This is a genomic window from Marinobacter halophilus (assembly GCF_003007685.1).
Taxonomy (GTDB): domain Bacteria; phylum Pseudomonadota; class Gammaproteobacteria; order Pseudomonadales; family Oleiphilaceae; genus Marinobacter; species Marinobacter halophilus.
This window is the reverse complement of record NZ_PXNN01000017.1, coordinates 224,706-243,685: the sequence shown is the minus strand read 5'-3', so window position 1 is coordinate 243,685 and position 18,980 is coordinate 224,706. Positions and strand designations below refer to the sequence as shown.

Annotated in this window: 18 protein-coding genes; 14 read left to right on the top strand and 4 right to left on the bottom strand. The window is 57.3% G+C overall.

Translation table 11 applies throughout. The features are described 5' to 3' along the window. Window positions 1-74: 74 nt before the first annotated feature. The gene (cysB, locus tag C7H08_RS15005) at window positions 75-1,052 is read left to right on the top strand and encodes an HTH-type transcriptional regulator CysB (RefSeq protein WP_106673051.1); all 978 of its coding nucleotides are present in this window, start codon (window positions 75-77) and stop codon (window positions 1,050-1,052) included. 76 nt (window positions 1,053-1,128) lie between these two features. Here the strand turns inward: cysB and C7H08_RS15000 are convergent, their stop codons facing one another. After that, the gene (locus tag C7H08_RS15000) at window positions 1,129-1,854 is read right to left on the bottom strand and encodes a phosphoadenylyl-sulfate reductase (protein WP_106673050.1); all 726 of its coding nucleotides are present in this window, start codon (window positions 1,852-1,854) and stop codon (window positions 1,129-1,131) included. A 194-nt stretch (window positions 1,855-2,048) separates the two neighbouring features. On the opposite strand from C7H08_RS15000, the gene thrH reads away from it, so the two are divergent. Continuing rightward, window positions 2,049-2,663 carry a bifunctional phosphoserine phosphatase/homoserine phosphotransferase ThrH gene (thrH, locus tag C7H08_RS14995; RefSeq protein WP_106673049.1) on the top strand — a complete coding sequence of 205 codons (615 nt, stop codon included), beginning with the start codon at window positions 2,049-2,051 and terminating at the stop codon, window positions 2,661-2,663. Between the two features lie 45 nt (window positions 2,664-2,708). Here thrH and pabB read toward each other — a convergent pair whose 3' ends face one another. Further along, window positions 2,709-4,076, bottom strand: a complete 1,368-nt coding sequence (gene pabB / locus C7H08_RS14990; RefSeq protein ID WP_106673048.1) for an aminodeoxychorismate synthase component I — start codon at window positions 4,074-4,076, stop codon at window positions 2,709-2,711. A gap of 172 nt (window positions 4,077-4,248) precedes the next feature. Between pabB and C7H08_RS14985 the strand changes: the two genes are divergently transcribed. Further along, window positions 4,249-4,812 (top strand): hypothetical protein, encoded by a 564-nt coding sequence (locus tag C7H08_RS14985; protein WP_106673047.1) that lies wholly within the window; start codon window positions 4,249-4,251, stop codon window positions 4,810-4,812. 170 nt (window positions 4,813-4,982) lie between these two features. Beyond that, complete coding sequence (locus C7H08_RS14980) at window positions 4,983-5,774, top strand: DUF6160 family protein (protein WP_106673046.1); 792 nt, start codon at window positions 4,983-4,985, stop codon at window positions 5,772-5,774. Window positions 5,775-5,908: 134 nt separating this feature from the next. On the opposite strand, the gene C7H08_RS14975 is transcribed toward C7H08_RS14980, so the two are convergent. After that, window positions 5,909-6,523, bottom strand: a complete 615-nt coding sequence (locus C7H08_RS14975) for a hypothetical protein (protein WP_106673045.1) — start codon at window positions 6,521-6,523, stop codon at window positions 5,909-5,911. Window positions 6,524-6,760: 237 nt separating this feature from the next. On the opposite strand from C7H08_RS14975, the gene C7H08_RS14970 reads away from it, so the two are divergent. From C7H08_RS14970 to C7H08_RS14925, 10 genes are all read left to right on the top strand, one after another. Beyond that, window positions 6,761-7,786 (top strand): DUF58 domain-containing protein, encoded by a 1,026-nt coding sequence (locus C7H08_RS14970; protein ID WP_106673608.1) that lies wholly within the window; start codon window positions 6,761-6,763, stop codon window positions 7,784-7,786. A 5-nt stretch (window positions 7,787-7,791) separates the two neighbouring features. Further along, a complete protein-coding gene (locus C7H08_RS14965) occupies window positions 7,792-9,879 on the top strand; it encodes a transglutaminase TgpA family protein (RefSeq protein WP_106673607.1) in 2,088 nt (695 codons plus the stop codon). Next, the gene (gene holB / locus C7H08_RS14960; RefSeq protein WP_106673044.1) at window positions 9,872-10,903 is read left to right on the top strand and encodes a DNA polymerase III subunit delta'; all 1,032 of its coding nucleotides are present in this window, start codon (window positions 9,872-9,874) and stop codon (window positions 10,901-10,903) included. Before C7H08_RS14965 ends, holB begins: the two co-directional genes overlap by 8 nt. A 106-nt stretch (window positions 10,904-11,009) precedes the next feature. Then, window positions 11,010-11,360 carry a PilZ domain-containing protein gene (locus C7H08_RS14955; RefSeq protein WP_106673043.1) on the top strand — a complete coding sequence of 117 codons (351 nt, stop codon included), beginning with the start codon at window positions 11,010-11,012 and terminating at the stop codon, window positions 11,358-11,360. Window positions 11,361-11,372: 12 nt separating this feature from the next. Continuing rightward, complete coding sequence (locus C7H08_RS14950) at window positions 11,373-12,293, top strand: alpha/beta fold hydrolase (protein ID WP_106673042.1); 921 nt, start codon at window positions 11,373-11,375, stop codon at window positions 12,291-12,293. Then, on the top strand, window positions 12,286-13,197 hold the full coding sequence (locus C7H08_RS14945) for a DUF4892 domain-containing protein (protein ID WP_106673041.1): 912 nt from the start codon (window positions 12,286-12,288) through the stop codon (window positions 13,195-13,197). Before C7H08_RS14950 ends, C7H08_RS14945 begins: the two co-directional genes overlap by 8 nt. A gap of 131 nt (window positions 13,198-13,328) precedes the next feature. Further along, window positions 13,329-14,435, top strand: a complete 1,107-nt coding sequence (locus C7H08_RS14940; RefSeq protein ID WP_373284929.1) for a patatin-like phospholipase family protein — start codon at window positions 13,329-13,331, stop codon at window positions 14,433-14,435. Window positions 14,436-14,513: 78 nt separating this feature from the next. After that, window positions 14,514-15,419: a 50S ribosomal protein L3 N(5)-glutamine methyltransferase gene (prmB, locus tag C7H08_RS14935; protein WP_106673039.1), complete on the top strand. Its 906-nt coding sequence runs from the start codon at window positions 14,514-14,516 to the stop codon at window positions 15,417-15,419. 37 nt (window positions 15,420-15,456) lie between these two features. Further along, window positions 15,457-16,551, top strand: coding sequence for a chorismate synthase (gene aroC / locus C7H08_RS14930; RefSeq protein WP_106673038.1), 1,095 nt, complete (start codon window positions 15,457-15,459; stop codon window positions 16,549-16,551). Window positions 16,552-16,569: 18 nt separating this feature from the next. Then, window positions 16,570-17,727 (top strand): MFS transporter, encoded by a 1,158-nt coding sequence (locus C7H08_RS14925; protein ID WP_106673037.1) that lies wholly within the window; start codon window positions 16,570-16,572, stop codon window positions 17,725-17,727. Here C7H08_RS14925 and C7H08_RS14920 read toward each other — a convergent pair whose 3' ends face one another. Next, window positions 17,728-18,603 carry a LysR family transcriptional regulator gene (locus tag C7H08_RS14920; RefSeq protein WP_106673036.1) on the bottom strand — a complete coding sequence of 292 codons (876 nt, stop codon included), beginning with the start codon at window positions 18,601-18,603 and terminating at the stop codon, window positions 17,728-17,730. Window positions 18,604-18,980: the final 377 nt, after the last annotated feature.

Here is an 18,980-nt window from a genome sequence, read left to right as displayed (position 1 = left end):
TCCAAAAAGAATGAAAAAAACCTTTCTTATGCGTACTATCTGGTAAAAGACTTATCCAGGGAGCGACAGTCTCAATGAAATTACAACAGCTGCGTTATATCTGGGAAGTGGCACATCACGATCTTAATGTGTCTGCCACTGCTCAGGCGCTTTTCACTTCTCAGCCGGGGATTTCCAAGCAGATTCGCTTGCTGGAAGATGAACTGGGCCTGGAAGTTTTTGCCAGAAGCGGTAAGCACCTCACCCGTATTACCCCGGGTGGTGAGATTATTATTCGCGAGGCCGGCGAGATTCTGCGCCGGGTCGAGGGTATCAAGAAGATTGCCCAAGAATTCAGTAATCAGCGCAGAGGCGACCTGAGCATTGCGACCACTCATACCCAGGCTCGTTACGCACTGCCTCCGGTGATCGGTGGTTTTATCGAAGAGTATCCGGATGTCTCCCTGCATATGCATCAGGGAACGCCGATGCAGATTTCCGAAATGGCAGCCAATGGCGCGGTGGATTTTGCCATCGCCACCGAGGGCATGGATCTGTTCAATGACCTGATCATGATGCCGTGCTACAAGTGGAACCGATGCGTAATCGTACCCAGGGATCATCCGTTGGCTAAGGGCCAGGAATTGACGCTCGAAGAGCTGGCCGAGTATTCGCTGGTTACCTATGTGTTCGGCTTTACCGGCCGATCAAAACTGGACGAAGCCTTCCAGTCCCGTGGGTTGACGCCGAAGGTGGTGTTTACCGCAGCCGATGCTGACGTGATTAAAACTTACGTGCGACTGGGCCTCGGCGTCGGGATTATCGCCAGTATGGCGTTTGATCCGAAGGTGGATACCGATCTGGTCGCCCTGGATGCCAGCAAGCTGTTCCGGGCCTCGATTACCCGCCTCGGCTTCCGGAAGGGCACTTTCCTGCGCGGCTACATGTATGACTTCATGCAGAGATTTGCACCGCATCTGACCAAGGAGATGGTCGACCGAGTGGTGGCTCATCAGGGCAGCCGCACGGAAATCCAGGATCTGTTCAAGGATATCGAACTGCCGACGTATTGAGCGCCTAGCCATAAGAAAGCCCGCCGTCAGTGCTGACGAGCGGGCTTTTTTGTGGCGAAGGACGCGCTGAACAGGGTCAGTCGGATTTGCCAATCAAATTGCCGGCGTGCAAACCGCACTCTTTATGGGTGGCTTCTTCCCACCACCAGCGGCCTTCACGCTCGTGCTGACCCGGCAAGACGGGGCGCGTGCAGGGTTGGCAACCAATGCTGATAAACCCCCTCTCATGCAGCGTGTTGTAGGGGGCTTCTGACATGCGGATATAGTCCCAGACCTCTTTCGAGCTCCAGTTCGCCAGCGGATTGAATTTCACCAGGGTGTTGCCGTCGCTGGAGAAAGCGTCGTCGACCTGGACCACCGGCACGTCATTGCGAGTGCCCGGGCTCTGGTCCCTGCGCTGGCCGGTGATCCAGGCGTCGACCGTGGCAAGTTTGCGTCGCAATGGCTGCACCTTACGAATGCCGCAGCACTCGGAGTGACCATCCTCGAAGAAGCTGAACAGGCCTTTACGGTTGACCAGGTTCTGCACCTTGGTTGCGTCCGGGAACAGCACTTCAATGTCGATGCCGTAGTGTTTACGTACCCGCTCAATGAATTCGTAGGTTTCCGGGTGTAGCCGACCGGTATCCAGAGTGAAGACCTTGAGGTTATCGGTCAGCTTGTGGGCCATTTCAATCAGCACCACGTCTTCGGCGCCGCTGAACGAGATGGCGATATTGTCGAAGCGAGCCAGGGCCGCTTTCAGAATGGCCCGGGGGCTTTGGCCGTCCAGCTCAGCGCGTAGGGATTCGAGATCAGTCATATGGCTCCGGAGTTGTTTTCCTCTGATCGCGCAAGGCTACCACCAAACCCCTGATAGCTTGAAGGAATGAGCGTCTATATCTATATGCCCCGGGAAATCACGATGCATTCCGGCCGACTTTTTCATATCATAGCCCTCAGACCATTCGGGCGGCGATGCTGCCCGGCCACTTTTCATTTGTTCAGGAGACCGTTGTGGAACTCGCATGTCTTGACCTTGAGGGCGTACTGATCCCGGAAATCTGGATCGCATTTGCAGAAAAAACCGGTATTGAAGAGCTCAAGGCAACCACCCGGGATATTCCTGACTACGACGTGTTGATGAGGCAGCGTCTGCGCATTCTGGATGAGCACGGCTACGGTCTGCCGGAGATTCAGGAAGTGATCGGCACACTGGACCCGCTGCCCGGTGCCCGTGAATTTCTGGACTGGCTGCGCGAGCGTTTCCAGGTGGTGATCTTGTCTGACACCTTCTACGAATTCGCCATGCCGCTGATGAAGAAGCTGGGCTACCCGGCACTGCTGTGTCACAAGCTGGAAGTCGCCGATAATGGCCAGATCACCAACTACCTGCTGCGCCAGCGCGACCCCAAGCGCCAGTCGGTGCGTGCCTTCCAGCTGCTGAACTACCGGGTGATCGCCGCCGGTGATTCCTACAACGACACCACCATGCTGGGCCAGGCGGAAGCAGGCATTCTGTTCCACGCGCCGCAGAACGTTATTGATGAGTTCCCGCAGTTCCCCGCGGTTCATGAGTTTGAAGATCTGAAGCAGCAGTTCCTGCAAGCCAGCGCGGTTCATAGCGCCTGATGGCTTAACGTTCCGGCCGGTGCTGCCCATCGTTGGCAGCACCGGTCAGATCTTAAAGTCTTCCAGAAACCGCATCAGCGGTTGCACCTTGGCCAGGGTTTCCTGGTACTCCGCCTCCGGATCGGAATCCGCTACGATTCCACCGCCCCCCCAGCATCGTATGGCTCCGTCGGCCTCGCACAGCAAAGTGCGAATGGCAATGCTGCTGTCCAACCGGCCGTCCAGCCCGTAATAGAACACCGACCCGCAGTAAGGCCCGCGCCAATGAGGCTCCAGCTGGCGAATGATTTCCATGGCCCGGATTTTCGGTGCCCCGGTGATGGAGCCGCCTGGAAAAGCATCGAATAGCGCTTGTACCGGGCTGACACCCGGTTTCAGGGTGGCTCGGATGTGGCTCACCAGATGATGCACGTTGCGGTAGGACTCCAGCGCAAACAGCTTGTCGACTTTGACAGAGCCCGGTGTGGCGTTGACGCTGAGATCGTTGCGCAGTAAATCCACAATCATCAGATTCTCGGCCCGGTCCTTCTCGGAGGCCAGCAGCTCCTGAGCCAATGCGTCATCCTGTTGCGGCGTCTTACCTCTGGCGCGGGTGCCCTTGATGGGACTGGTTTCGATCACATGATCCTGGATCGCTAAAAAGCGTTCAGGGGATACCGATACCAACGCGGTGCCCTGGTGGCGGATAAACGCGGCGTACGGGGTTGGGTTGGCGTGGCTGAGCGCGGAAAAGGCGGCCCAGGGATCGCCCTGAAAGCGCCCTTCAAAGGATTGGGACAGGTTGGCCTGATAGCAATCGCCGGCCTGAATGTATTCGCGTACCCGTCCCACACGCTCTCGAAAGGCGTCCGGGTTTTGTGTGGGTTGAAAATCCTGGGTGATGGCCCAGCCGCTGCCTGCTGGCTGTTTCGCATCCGGGGACTGCAGCCAGTCGGTGAGTTGAACCTGTTGCGCTGCAGGTAATTGCGGGTGAACCCAGAGGTAGTGTTGTCCGTCCTCAAGATCCTCGCTGGCGACCCACAGGTACAGCCCGGCAAAAAACAGCGGGAAGCGTTGTTCTGACATCAGCGGGTTCAGCCGCGGCTCCCGTGCATAGCCGAACTCATAAGCAATGTTGCCGAGCCAGCCGCCAATCAAAGGGCAGGGCGATGGCTCGGTGTGGGTAGGCTCCAACCGGTAGGGATCCGCCAGTATTTCCATTTTCCGGGCCAGCGCGACGGTATCGACAAAGGTTTCCGGAGCGCTCTCCACAATAATCTGCTCAACCGCCTGGCAGCTGAAACCCCTGGCAGCGCCGCGGCCACCGGTGGCGGCCTGACTGCCGAGATACACGAAGTCCGATTGAGCCGAGGCATGCTGGCACAGTTGCTTGTATTGATCTCGGGTGATGGGCTGGCAGAGGGGAAAGGCCAAGCTAACTCCGTTAAAAATTGGAAGAATGATACGCGATGCACAAAACGGCCGTTGTCCGATCGGGACGGCCGCTGATCTAATAGTACGATCAGGTAAACAGGCTGAATGGTATTTTACCGATTTTTTTAGCCTGTGGACTGAAAATCCATAAAACAAGAATGGAAGTTGCTTTATGAGCAGATTCAGAAAACTCGCCCTTGCCACATCCTTTACGGTTATGGCCGTTGGCGCCCCGATGGCACAGGCACAGGAAAGCGCTGGTAAAGAAACGCTCACGGAAGAGGATGTCGCGATGATTATTGTGGGGGCTCAGCAGCAGTTGATTCGCTTGTCAGAGCAGGCGACCGAGGAATACCAGGATACACTGCGGGCAGACAGTCCAAGCATGCCGGCAGCCTGGATGATGATGAAGGATGGAGAAACCGTTAAGCGTCTTAATATTTCCGGACAGGCGGACAATATGCCTGCGGCGGCAAAAATAAAAATGTATCGGGCTGCCATTAAATCCATTGCCCAGCGTGGGCAGATTAACGCTGCGGCCATTCTCTATACTGGCCGGGTGAATGAGCAAAGTAGCGAACAGGTGATGGTTATCGAGCATGAGCACCGGCTTGGCGTTTCTTCTAACAAGGTGATTGGCTATCGCTTGCAGGATGGCAAGGTGTCCTGGGCAGAGCCAGTGACTCAGGAAAAGCCCTTCGAATGGTTTTACGACGGCAGTAAGGAAGATTCCTGAGCGTAATGTGAACTCTCCGATATTTGTTTCTGATTGTACGAAGAACGTAAAAGAGTGTGAATGGAGTCACGGACTCGGACTGTAAAACAATCTTAAATGAGCTCGTGGGGTAAGAGACCCCACGTTAAAAACTCACATAAGAACAAAACGAGTTTCTCAAGGAGAATATAATGAAAGGCCTGAAGAAAATTGCTCTGGCAACTGTCATTGCCGCTGCTCCGTTCGCTTCCCACGCTGGCATGAAAGCCCTTGACGATACCTCAATGGGTAACGTTACCGGACAGGCAGGTGTGACCATCGAACTGGAAACCCAGGTTAGCATCGGTACCTTCACCTACACCGACGAAGGCTCATTCAATGTGAATGACATCGTGCTTGGTGGTTCTGGTGTTGCTGGTGGTCCTGGTACCAACCTGTTGGATGATCTGTACATCGACATCGACGTAGAGGCCGATGGTGATGCGTTCATCTCAGTCCACTCAATCTCTGGTCAGCCGATCGACTGGGGTATGACTGCAAGCTCCATGGAGCTGGTGGCCGCTGATGGCAGCGAAAGCACCACGCTGATCTCTGGCCTGAGTGGTTGGGGTCAACTGGCTCAGCTGGACATCCGTGTTGATACCGCGACCGACGAGCTGCAGCTGGACGTTCTGTTCAGCGTGAATGACATGAACTTCGACGTTGAGTTCCTGGGTGTTGGCATCCGTAACATGGCCATCCACGGCGCTGGTTATATCGGTGATCCGAATCCGGGCAATGCCTTTGCCTACGCTGACGTTCACGTCTACAAAGGCAACGGTCTGGGCGACTCTACCGCAACCGACGTGCTGCGTGTTGACATCAATGACATCAGCATGGACGTGTCCATCGGTGCCATCGAGATCGGCGGTACTTCTATCGGTTCTATCGCCATGCAGAACCTGACTATCTCCGACACCAAGCTGGCTGTTTACGGTCACTAACCTGACCTGAACACCCAAGTTGGAGAGGCGCCCCGCACTGCGGGGCGTTTTTTTATGGGTCAGAAATTACCAAACCAGACAAAAAACGGCGACCTTTCAAAGTCGCCGTTTTGCGTTAATAAAAGAGGCGTGGTTTATCGGTCAGGCACCTGAATGGACAGGTCAAAACCGCCGCCGGGTCTTGGGGTCAGGCTGATCGGGCCTTCGTTGATGGCCTGTGGAATGTTGATGCGGTCAATGCCGGGCGGATTGCCGATGGTAAAGTTCAGGTTCTGGCCGTCAAAACCGATGCCAAGCTGATCGTTCAGGAAGGTCTGGGTGAACGGCTCATCCGGTATTTGCGGTTGCTGGCCGAAAATCAGCTGGGGAAGCCTGGGGGTAAAGTCTGCCGGCGGTTGCGCGCGGGCGAGTTCGTCTGTGGGTAGCAGCAGGGCCCGGCGCAGGAATTCGTCCTCGGCGTTGGCCAGGGCTTCGGATTTACCTTCGTCCGAATAGCGCTGCAAGGCCTCACGGTAGGCTTCTTCCTCGGCTTCGCTCAGTACCGGCTCACCGGGCGATATGGTCAGTGCCCGTAAGATGCGCTGGCGGTCGGCTTCGGATTTCTGCTGGTCTCTGGGTACCACGATAACCGCCGAATCCTGGACGTAGGTATCGACCATCTCATCCGATGTCATGGTCTGCACACCGGCAGTGACCGGGCCAGAAAGGATGACGGCGATGGCTGTTGCAAGCAATGTAGGGCGTGTCATGGTAAAGCCTCTTGCGCTACCGGTTCGGTTCAGACGCGCGGCTGAAACTGCAAAAATCAGACGGTACGCTTCCTGTTAGCAGTATTCGGTTTGTCAGACAGTTTTTCAACCGGAAAGTGCCGGGTCTGTGATCAGAATCCGCCGTTCGGCAGTAAAGCTTTATGGGCAACCGAAGAGTGTGTTTTGATGCGTTTCGGTAACCGATGAACTTTTCAGGGGAAAGTTGGCCTGATGGGCATGATCAAGAAAATTGTAAAACGTCGTTGGCACCGCTGGATTGGTCGCCGTATTCCAAGAGCGGACATGCAGGCGTTCAGTCAGAAGAACATCTTTATTTTGCCCACCGGGGCGGGAGTGGTGTTCGGCGTGCTGTTGTTGATCATGCTGATTACTGGGATTAACTACCAGAACAGTCTCATTTATCTGCTCACGTTTGCTCTCGGCGCTTTGTTTGTGGGTGCCATGCACCAGACCCACCGCAACCTGTCTGGCCTTACCTTGTCATTGGTGCGGGCTGGTGAAAGTGAGGCCGGAGATGATGTGCCTTTCAGTTTGCGGGTCAGTGCCGGTAAGGATGCTGGTCTGGCGATGATCCTGTCCGTGGAAGACTCCAGACTTGAGGGCGTGCACGTGCCATCCGGGCAATCTCTGGATGTGGTATTGCCGGTGCCTTCTGCCCATCGAGGCTATCTTCGCCCGGACCGGATCCGGATTGAAACCCGTTTTCCGTTTGGTTTGCTCAAGGCGTGGTCCTGGTTGCGTCCGGTCTCGGCTGGAATTGCTTACCCTCGGCCCGTGCCAGCACCGGACGTGCTCAGCCAGGTCGATGACGGCAGTGAGGCCAAATCTGAGGCTAAGGTGATGGGTCAGGATAATGCGGATCTGCGGCCGTGGCGTGAGGGTGATATGAGTCAGCGGGTAATGTGGAAGCGGTTTGCTCGCTCCGGCCAGATGGTGGTGGCTGATTGGGAAGGTGAGCAGGGCAGTCCTCACTGGCTGGATTTCAGCGCCTTCCCGGGTGCGGATACCGAACTCCGGCTCAGCTATCTGGCCTGGCTGATTGCAGATCGTGTTCAGCAAGGTGTCCGTTTCGGCTTGAATCTGCCGGGTGAAGTCATCGAGCCAGACACCGGGCCGGTTCACGGCGAACGTTGTCTCAGGGCGCTGGCAGTCTGGGGTGAGAAACCGCCAAGAGAGCAGGATGCGTTGGCCTTTGGCACCCGTAAGGCCGTTGATGGCGCCCCTGCGGGAGGTTCAGCGTGAGCCGAATGGCGGGCATTTTCAGAGGCCGGACCCCAGCCGGTGCTGCCTCGACCGATTCGATTCCTGGTGCAGCCTTGCTCTGGTTGATCGGTAGTTTTGGGCTGTTACTGTTGCCGCAGTGGAACCGGCTGCCCTGGTGGCTGATCGCGGCCTGTGTGGTGCTGGCGGGCTGGCGCTGGCTGGCTCAGACCGGACGAGTGCGCCTGCCGGGCCGCTGGCTGCGAACCGGTATTATGCTGGTGCTGACCGGGGTTTATATAGGCACGGTTGAAGGCCGGTTCACCGTGGATACCGCGGCTTCATTCTTTGTGCTGGCGGTTGGTCTCAAATGGCTGGAAACCCGCTCGGCCCGGGATTTCTATGTGTTATTTTTTATTCTGGTGTACCTGTCTGCTGTCAACTTCCTGTTCAAGCAGGATATATTCTGGGCATTGCTAACCTTCGGAGCTATCGGTTGCCTGTTGATCGGCTTGCAAATTCTGAATGCGCCGGATCTCCCAGGCTCCCTGAAGTCGGGTTGGAAACGACTCGGGTTACTACTGGTGAAGACTTTGCCAGTGGTGCTACTGCTGTTCATGTTCTTTCCACGCATGGCACCGTTATGGAGTGTGCCCCTGGTCTCGGGGGAGGCCCGCAGTGGTATTTCCGACAGCATGCGCCCGGGCGATATCTCGAATCTTGCCCAGAGCAGTGAGCGCGCCTTTCGGGTGACCTTTGGCGGCCCGGCACCAGAGTATCGTGACCGCTACTGGCGAGGCTTGATCCTCGACTATCTGGATGGAGAAACCTGGCGTCAGCGGGATGCCGAACCTTTTCAGCGGCCCGGACGGGTTGCCGTAGACGGTGGCGTTGGGCCTTTAGCCAGCAATCAATACGATGTGTTGATGGAGCCCACAGATCAGCGCTGGGCGTTTTCTCTGGAAAATTCCGTCGCGGCCTCTGACAACGTCTTTGATGCCGGTGAAGACCTGTTCCGCTTTCGGCGGCCAGCCGACAGCGCGGTGCGCTACCGCCTGGCGTTAGAGCCCGGGCCGGTTCAGGCCCGTCAGGAACTGTCGCCGGCGATGCGCCAGCGCTATCTGCAATTGCCTGGCGAAGCCAATCCCCAAGCGCGGGCACTGGCCAGTGAGCTGGCTGGGGCTCACGCTCCCGTTCAGCTGGTTAATGCTCTGATGACCCGCTTCCGGGAGCAGGAGTACTACTACACGCTTCGGCCACCGGTGATGCCCCGGGATGGTATTGATGCCTTGCTGTTTGATGAAAAGCGAGGATTCTGTGCTCACTACGCCGGCGCTGCGACCTTTGTGTTTCGGGCGGCCGGAATTCCGTCCCGGGTGGTGATTGGCTATCAGGGTGGCGATGCCGGTGCCGGCGATGACTATCTGATCGTACGCCAATATGATGCCCACGCCTGGGTTGAGGTCTGGCTGGATGGCCGGGGTTGGGTGCGGGTAGATCCCACCGCCGCCATTGCCCCTAGCCGGATTGAATTCGGGCTGCGGGAGGCAATGGAGGAGGAAGGGTCGTTCCTGGAAAACAACCTGACGTCGCCCCAAAGGTATGGCGATTTTGCGATGCTGCAATGGGCCTCGCTGCAGATGGACCGGATCAATTATCACTGGCAGCGCTGGGTAGTGGGTTATCAGGGGCAGAGTCAGATGGATCTGATGTCCCGGTTGCCCGGCGGCATCGGTTTGCGGGAGTTAGGCTATATCACAGCCGGGCTGGTCGGTTTTGCCTTGCTGGTGGCTGGCCTGGTTTCAGCCCTTTCAATGCGCAGGGGAACTCGTCAGGATGGCTTCCGGCAGGTGGTGGGGGCCTGGCACCGATTGTGTGAGCAGGTCGGTGTGCCTGTGCGCAACGGCGAAACCCCTGGAGCCCTGGCGGAGCGCATGGCGCGGGCACGGCCGGCCATCTCCGAAACTGTGCGTATTTTTGCCCGCACGGTGAACAGCCATTACTATAGTGCACCAACCGCAACTCAGGCTGATGAAGATGCTCAGCGGCTCAGGAGACTACTGAAGACGATGAAGCGCCAGTTGCGGCGTGGCCATGAAACTGAATCCGCTCCACGGACACCACAACATGACTGATATCGCACAACAAATGCCCTGGTTGGCCGGCGCCTGGTCCGCTGTACAACAGCGTCTGGCTCAGGATCGTTTGCCCCATGCGTTATTGATTGTTGGTGAACGCGGTGTCGGTAAGCGTGACTGGGCTCAGGCGGTGGCCGGGCTACTGCTTTGTGCATCGCCAGTTCATCGCGAGACCGGGGTCAGGGTTGCCTGTGGCCACTGCAAGCAGTGCGAGTTGGTGGCCGCCGATAGTCATCCGGATTTGAGAGTGTATGCACCGGTAAAATCGCGGATGGTCAAGGTGGATCAGATTCGTGCGCTGTCGTCGTTTGCGGTTGCCTCGCCTCAGGTTGCCCATCATAAAGTGATCATTGTTGATCGGGCCGACCAGCTCAATATCAATGCCGCCAATGCTTTGTTGAAAACCCTCGAAGAGCCGCTGGCGGATGTTACCTTATTGTTGCTGCAGGAGAGCGGGCGCCCAGTGTTGCCGACCATTCGCTCACGGTGCCAGGCATTGACCATTGCTTTGCCCTCGGCGGAACAGGCCGAGCAATGGCTGGCGACCCGGGTGTCGGAGCTGGAAGAGGGCAGCCAGCCGGGCACGGATGTGCTGGTGAAAAGTCTGATGCTTGCCGGTAATGCACCAAGACTGGCACTGGATTACGCGTTGGGTGATTTTCTGGCGCAGCGTAATAGCGCGTTTGATGCCTTTCGACAGTTTATGAAGGGGCAGATCCCGGTAGGCGAGGCTGCCAAAGCGTTCAAGGCGTTGGGCCTGGAAGATACGCTCTGGTTGTTTGAGAGTTGGGCTGCCGACCTGGCGCGAGTCAGTGCCGGTGGCGAGGCTTCGGATCCGGATGCGGCCGACATGCTCGGGTATCTTGCCCGGACCAATCCTCCGTGGCGGGCCCACGAATTGCTGGAGCGGGTAAAAGAAAGCCGAAGTGCCTCGGTCTACAACGCCAGCCCCGAACTGGAGGCCAGCCAGCTTTTGATTGCCTGGCGTGATTTGATGCCCCGGAAGCGGCACGCAAGCTGAGCTTTCTTCAAATTCAGCTGCTATGATTGTGAAATGTCAGGACATTCCTGAAACATCGCGGCATTCGTTAACGACACAAGAACTCTTAGCGTAAAAGGTGTGTGATATGGGCCCCGGATTCGGCGCGCGCAGCGGCATTCTAACCCTGACCATCAAAGACAAAGCGGTGCTCTATGCTGCCTACATGCCGTACATTCGGCAGGGTGGTATGTTTATTCCCACTCAAAAGCAGTACCAGCTTGGCGATGAGGTGTTTTTGTTGCTCAACCTGATGGATGAGCCGGAAAAGATACCGGTGGCCGGCAAAGTGGTCTGGATCACTCCGAAAGGTGCCCAGGGAAACCGGGCGGCAGGCATCGGGGTTCAATTCAACGGCGATGATGAAAACGCCCGCACCAAAATTGAGTCTTATCTGGCTGGTTCCCTGAGCTCTGATCGCCCCACTCACACCATGTAGGATCTGACTTGCATGACTGACACTGTGTTACCCGGTAGTGGGCACGATATTCCGGCCGGCTGCCGGGAAGCGCATTGGCCCCTCGAACACATCACACTGGCTGGCTTGAGCTGGCATACCCCTGTAGAAAATGAAGTCCGCCCCCCGGTTCTGATGATCCATGGCTGGCTTGATAACGCCATGAGCTTCACAAAACTGGCACCGGAACTGGCACAACATGCTGGCGTATACGCGATTGATATGGCCGGTCATGGCCATTCCGGGCATCGCCCTTCCGGTTACGGGTATTGGCTGATGGACTATGTGGCGGATCTCAGTGAGCTGATCGACCACCATTTTCCCGAAAGTGAGCGTTTCCCGCTGGACCTGGTGGGTCATTCCCTCGGTGGCATCGTATGTGCCCTGTATGCGGCAGCGTTTCCCGAACGGGTACGTCGTCTGGTGATGATCGACAGCCTGGGAGCCCTTAGCCGGTCAGCGAAAGAAACCATTCCGCAACTTCGACGGGCATTACAGAAAAAAAGGAACGGATCGGCACCTGCGGCGGTCTATCCCGACGTTGATGCCGCGGCGAAGATCCGTGAGGGTGGGCTTAGCCCCCTGAGTTCAGAGGCGGCCGGTTTGTTGGTGCCCAGAAACATGCGCAGTGCCGGTGCTGGTTTTGTCTGGCGGACAGATGCCCGGCTCAGGCACCCGACGTCGCTGATGATGACGGAAGAGCAGGTGCAGGCTTCTCTTGAGGCCATTCAAACCCCCACCTTGTTTGTGAGGGCTGCGCAGGGGTTGCTGGCCAACCATAAGGGCCTGGATACACGGGCTGAGCTGATTCCGGGTCTCACTACGGTGGACGTGCCCGGTGGGCACCATTGTCATCTCGACGGCGATACTGCGCCGATAGCCAAAGCCATAAAAAGGTTTCTGTTCAATGATTGATCGTGTGCTTTTTATTAATTTAAGGTTTCTGACCGCGCTGGCACTGTTTGCCGTTGCGCCACTGTCGATGGCGTCCGAGTTGGCGGAGCCGCTCAGTGCATTTCCTCAATCCAGACTTCAGTCGACGGAATCCGTCCGGTCGTCCGGGCATTTGGTGCTGTTCAGCCCGGTCCGGGAAATACGCGGTGAAATCCGCTCGGAAACCATGGCTCGGCTGCCGGTTTCGGGACAGGGGCAGCTGTTCGAAATCAATCGTGATGCCAGTCGTGAGGCGGCGCGTGAACATTACCGCCGGGAGTTGCAGGCAAGAGGCGGACAGCTGTTGTTTGAGTGTTCGGGGATGTCGTGTGGCCGCAGTAACGTCTGGGCTAATCAGATTCTGCAGCAATCCGGATTACTAGGCCGGGATACCTCACAGGACTATTTCGTGGGTGCCACGGCAGATGATGAGGGTCGGCGCTGGCTGACGCTGGTTTACACGGTGACGCGCGGCAACATGCGGGAGTATGTATGGGTCGAGCATCTGGAAGTCGAAGTGGGTGCAGACATTCCGGGCTTTCAGTTGGTGGCAGCGCGGGTGCTGGGCCCCGTTGTGGTGCCCTGGCAGGGCGGTGTGACCTTTCGTTTTGACCTGTCTACTGCTGACCGCCGTGGTCTGGTCGACTGGGCTTCCGAGGAAGGCTCGGAAGTGGTGTTGGCGGCTTTCTCTGTGTTGGGCACTGATGAAAGTCTGGATGCGGCCATTGACCGGGCAGTCAAGGCTGCAGATTCGCTAACGGAGGTGTTGAGCAAGTCCGGGATTTCCCGCAGTCAGATTCGCACCCTGGCCATCGGGCCTGGTGTTCAGGTGACAGGCCCGAACCGCCGGGGCGATCGCATTGAAGTACTGGTAATCAAGAGGTAGGTGCTATGGCGGGTAACGATAAGCCGCAGGGCGACGGAACCGAACTGAACCCTCCCAGCGATGGCGCCAGTGCCGTTGTTCAGAGTTCGCAAATATCGCCGGCCAGTGCTCATCAGAGTATCGAAAAGAACATGGCACAAACCGGAAAGGGCAAAACTGTTGCCCTGACGCTGGGCAGTGGCGGTGCACGGGGCTATGCCCATATCGGTGCCATTGAGGTGTTGCAGGAGCGTGGTTACAACATTATAGCGATTTCCGGGTGCTCCATGGGGGCGCTGATCGGCGGTATGTTTGCGGCCGGCAAAATGCAGGACTACAAAGACTGGGTCACCGGCCTGGGTCAGTTTGATGTGCTCAAGTTGCTCGATGTGACCTTTACCTCGGTCGGTGCCATTCGTGGTGAGAAGGTGTTTTCGATTGTTCGGGAAATTCTTGGCGACACTCGTATTGAGGATTTGCCGATCGCCTATACGGCCGTTGCTACCGATTTGCTGGCACACAAGGAAATCTGGTTTCAGGAGGGCCCTCTTGATCGCGCGATCCGCGCATCCATTGCCATTCCCAGTGTGGTTACGCCATTGGTGCTGGATGGTCGGGTGCTGGTCGACGGCGCATTGCTCAACCCGCTGCCTATTATTCCCACCATTTCGGCGCATGCCGATCTGGTTGTGGCGGTCAACCTCAGCGGTGAGGATGAGCAGCGACGGCGCATTCCGGACGCGGCATTTGCCCCGGATGATGTCGTTGCCAGTGATATGGATGAGTGGGTAGACGCTATTCGCGATAAGGCTTCTCGCTGGTTTGACTGGGATACGCTGAAGTCGTTGACGTCGCGTAAGATAGATAGCAACGAGTCTCCGGAAGAAAAAATCAACCGGGAAATGACCAAGAAGGCCCAGGAAAAAGAAAAGAAGGCCAAGCGGGATGAGGCGGTCAGAGTTGAACAAGAAAGCCGGGCCAGCAAAAAAGACGATCACGAAACCATCGACTGGGACAAGCTGGGTATTGGCAAGTTCGATGTGATGAACCTGACCATTGAAACCATGCAGAGCGCGCTGGTGCAGTACAAGATTGCCGGTTATCCGCCCGACCTGCTGGTAAATATCCCTAAAAACGCGTCCCGCAGTTACGATTACCACAAGGCGCCCGAGCTTATCCAAATGGGCCGGCAGCGAATGGCGGCTGCGCTGGATCGGTTTGAGGCCAGTCGCAGCAGTTCCGGGCCGTTAGCGCTTTAATCAGCGCACAGGCTGCAGCCCCGGGCCTAATAGGCGTATAATGCCGGTCTTCTTTATCCTGATCAGGGAAACGTTTTTGTGACCAGTCCAGTTGACGATTTGCACACCATCCGCGATTTTCTGAGATATACCTCTTCCCGGTTCGCGGCGTCGCCTCTGTATTTCGGCCACGGCACCGACAATGTCTGGGACGAGGCCGTGCAGCTGGTGTTGCGAAGTGTTCATCTGCCGCTGGAGAACAACAATGTGTTCCTGGATGCCCGGCTGATACGGTCAGAGCGGGAACTGATTATTGAGCGTATCGATCGCCGGATTTCCGAACGTGTGCCGATTGCTTACTTGCTGGGTGAAGGCTGGTTCATGGGGATGCCGTTCAACATCGACGAGCGGGTACTGGTACCCCGGTCACCGATTGGCGAGCTGCTGGAGAACGGCCTACAGCCGTGGCTGGGTATGCAGCCGGTTCAAAGGATACTTGACCTGTGCACCGGCAGCGGCTGCATCGGTATCGGCGCTGCCAGCGTATTTGACGAAGCCGAGGTCGATCTCTCGGATATCTCGGAAGACGCCCTGGAAGTGGCGGAGTCCAACATTGAATTACACGGATTGGAGGGGCGAGTCCGAACCGTCCGGTCCGATGTGTTTGCCAATATTGAGGGGCAGTATGATGTCATCCTCAGTAACCCTCCGTATGTGGATACTGAAGACCTGGCAGACATGCCAGCAGAGTTCCATCACGAACCGGCGCTGGGATTGGCGGCTGGTGACGATGGCCTGGATATTGCCCACCGGATCATTGCTGGAGCTGCCGGGCATCTGACCGAAAACGGTCTGCTGATTGTGGAAGTGGGCAATTCCTGGGGTGCGATGGACGACGCCTACCCGGATTTGCCGCTGACCTGGCTGGAATTCGAAAACGGCGGCGACGGCGTTTTCCTGGTGACAGCCCGCGATCTGCGTGCATGGCAGGCCAGCAAGCGCTAATTCTGTTTATTATAAAACCTTTACAAAGTGCTGAAATATGTCGGGAAATACATTTGGAAAACTGTTCACGGTAACCTCGTTTGGTGAAAGCCACGGGGCTGCATTAGGGTGCATCATTGACGGCTGCCCTCCCGGTCTTGAATTGTCGGAAGCCGACATGCAGAAAGATCTGGACCGGCGCAAGCCCGGAACCTCACGGCATACCACGCAGCGGCGCGAAGCGGATGAAGTGCGTATCCTTTCGGGTGTGTTTGAAGGCAAAACCACGGGCACGCCCATTGGTCTGATCATCGAGAACACCGACCAGCGATCCAAAGACTACTCCAAAATCTCGGAACAGTTCCGGCCTGCGCACGCAGATTACACTTATACCCACAAGTACGGGGTGCGCGATTACCGGGGCGGCGGTCGTTCTTCTGCCCGCGAAACCGCCATGCGCGTCGCGGCAGGGGCGGTAGCCCGCAAATTCCTTGAGCAGCGCCTGGGCATCCGTATTCGCGGGTATCTGTCGCAGCTCGGGCCGATCAAGGCCGAGAAGCTGGACTGGGATCAGGTACACCAGAATCCGTTTTTCTGTCCGGATGCCGACAAGGTGCCCGAGATGGAAGCCTACATGGACGCCCTGCGCAAAGAGGGTGACTCCATCGGCGCCCGTATCAACGTGGTCGCGGACGGCGTACCACCGGGGCTGGGCGAACCGATTTTTGATCGTCTGGATGCGGATCTGGCCCATGCCCTGATGAGCATCAACGCGGTCAAGGGTGTGGAAATTGGTGCCGGTTTTGGCTGTATCGATCAAAAGGGTACCGAGCACCGTGATGAAATGACCCCTGAAGGCTTCCTGTCCAATCACGCCGGCGGGGTGTTAGGTGGCATCTCCTCGGGTCAGCCGATTGTCGCCAGCCTGGCACTGAAACCGACCTCGAGCCTGCGCCTTCCCGGTCGCAGCATTGACGTCAACGGTAATCCGGTTGAGGTCATCACCACCGGTCGCCACGACCCCTGTGTCGGCATTCGTGCCACGCCGATCGCCGAAGCCATGATGGCGATTGTGTTGATGGATCATTACCTGCGCCACCGTGGTCAGAACGGTGATGTGGAGGTAACGACGCCGATCCTCGGCCAGCTTTGATCAAGGGAGGGGGTCACCATCTACTGGCGGCTGTCTAACCTTTACTTCTGGTTCTTCGCCCTCCTTGGAGGGCTGTTGCCTTACTGGTCTCTCTATCTGGAGGGACAGGGCTTTTCCTATCTGCAAATTGCCACCCTGATGGCAACCATTCAGCTCACCAAAGTGGTCGCGCCCAGCGTCTGGGGATGGCTTGGTGATCGTTCCGGCCAGCGGGTGCGGCTGGTTCGCTTCGGCGCTATCACCGGATCGCTCTTTTTTGCCGGCGTGTTTGTGGAGCCAGGCTTCTGGGGCTTGTTGCTGGTGATGCTGGCCTTCACGTTTTTCTGGAACGCGATCCTGCCGTTGTACGAGGTAATCACTCTCAGAGCCCTGGGCGCAAAAAAAGAACACTACGGCAAGATTCGTCTATGGGGTTCGGTCGGTTTTATTGGTGCGGTCGCGGCAGTGGGCGGCATTCTGGAATGGGTGCCGGTTGATCGCTTGCCGTGGCTGTTGCTGCCGGTGTTCGTCGGCATCGTGGTGTCGGCGTTTCTGGTGCCGGCAGAGCGAGGGGAGCGAAAACCATCCGCCCCCAAAGGCAGCCTTAAAGCCATCATGACCCACCCGGCGGTGATCACCTTTTTCCTGATGAATTTCCTGCTTCAGGTTTCCCACGGTGCCTATTACACCTTTTTCAGTATTCACCTGGCTCAACACGGTTACGGCAAGCTGTCCATCGGTTTGCTGTGGTCGCTGGGCGTGCTCGCGGAGATTGGCCTGTTCCTGGTGATGCACCGATTAACGCTGAGGTTCAGCGTGCGCCAGATCGTGATCGGCGCGCTGTTGCTGACCATGATCCGCTGGATGCTGATTGCCGAACTTACCACGGTTGTGCCAGTACTGATCTTTGCGCAGTTGTTGCACGCGGCCTCTTACGGCGCACTGCACGCCATTTCTGTACAGTACATTCAGGGCTTCTTTGGCAAGCATCATCATGGCCAGGGGCAGGCGCTCTACAGCGGTCTGACCTTCGGCGCCGGCGGCGCGATCGGTGCCTGGATGTCCGGCTTCCTGGTTGAGGGTATCAGTACGTCTGCGGCGTTCTGGGGTGGAGCCGTTGCCATGGCGGTGGCCATTGTGATCAGCTGGCGCGGCCTGCAACCCTTGCCGGCTGATGACCACACCGCCGAGCACTGATCAGGCCTCGGTTTCCTCGGTTTCAACAATCTTAAGCAGCGCTTTGGCGCCGTTGCTGAGCTGGCGTCCTGACAGCGCAACGGCGCCCAGCACCCGAGTGAGCGAATAACCAACCTCAAGCACCCGCAAGCTGCTGTCCAGCATGCTCACCGGCAGCACGCTCCATCCCAGCCCGACGCTGGTCATCATCTTAATGGTTTCCAGGTAGTTGGTCGGCATCAGGGGATTCAGGGGCAGGTTGGCTTCGAGAAACAGTCGGCTGACCACGCGGTAGGTGGCGGTGCTGGTATCCGGCAGCAGGGCAGGGTGTTGGGCCAGATCCTGCAGGGTCGGGGTGCTCAGTTGCGCGAGCGGGTGATCGGCGCCGATCACAAAGGCCATGGGGTCTGGCCATTGCACCAGTATCCGGAACTGCGGGTTCATGCTGTCGCTGAGGGTGACGAAGGCGAGTTCGGCGTTACGCTTGTTCATCTGATGGTAGGCGGCATCGGATTCCATGAACTGCAGATCGAGGGTGACCTGGGGATATTCCTTGCGGAACCGTCTGAGCCAGTTGGGCAGGTGGTGCAGGCCGATGTGGTGGCTGGCGATGACTTGCAGTTCGCCCTCGATGGTGTCGGCGTCTGGCGACAGCGCCAGTCTGGCGTTGTGGATTTCGTCGAGTATCTTGCGGGCATGGGGCAGTAGTCGGGCGCCGGCTTCGGTGACGCGGATGTCGCGGTTGCTACGGTCAATTAGTCGGGTACCGAGCTGGGTTTCCAGGGCGGCCAGGCGTTTGCTGATCGCCGGCTGTGTCAGATGCAGCGTTTCGGCGGCTTCTGAAAAGGAGCCCTGGTCGACTATGGTCAGGAAGGCTTTCAGTGCGTTTGAGTCCATGATTTGTGTTCGCCGTCATTCTTGCTGCTGAGTTCGGTGCAAGGCGCCGCTTCACTGACCCCCTCCCAAAAAACGCTACGAGCACATCCATGTGCGCTTCGCTCCGGCCATCCATGGCCTCCGAGATTTTTGGGAGGGGGTCAGTGAAGCAGCTCCGCTCACATTGGAGTGTGCCGTCTGGAAAACGCCTTGCTGAATCCCCGGCCAATGTCCGGGCGTGCTTGGCACTGATGATGAAGCCTGCACCCATAACAACGATCTTAGATGGATAACCAATAGGAATGCAACGAATGCCAAACATGAATTGAGGTTATTCGTGGCAACGGAGTAAGATGATGCTACTGAGAGCACTAACAGAAACCCCCGGAGTGAGAGAG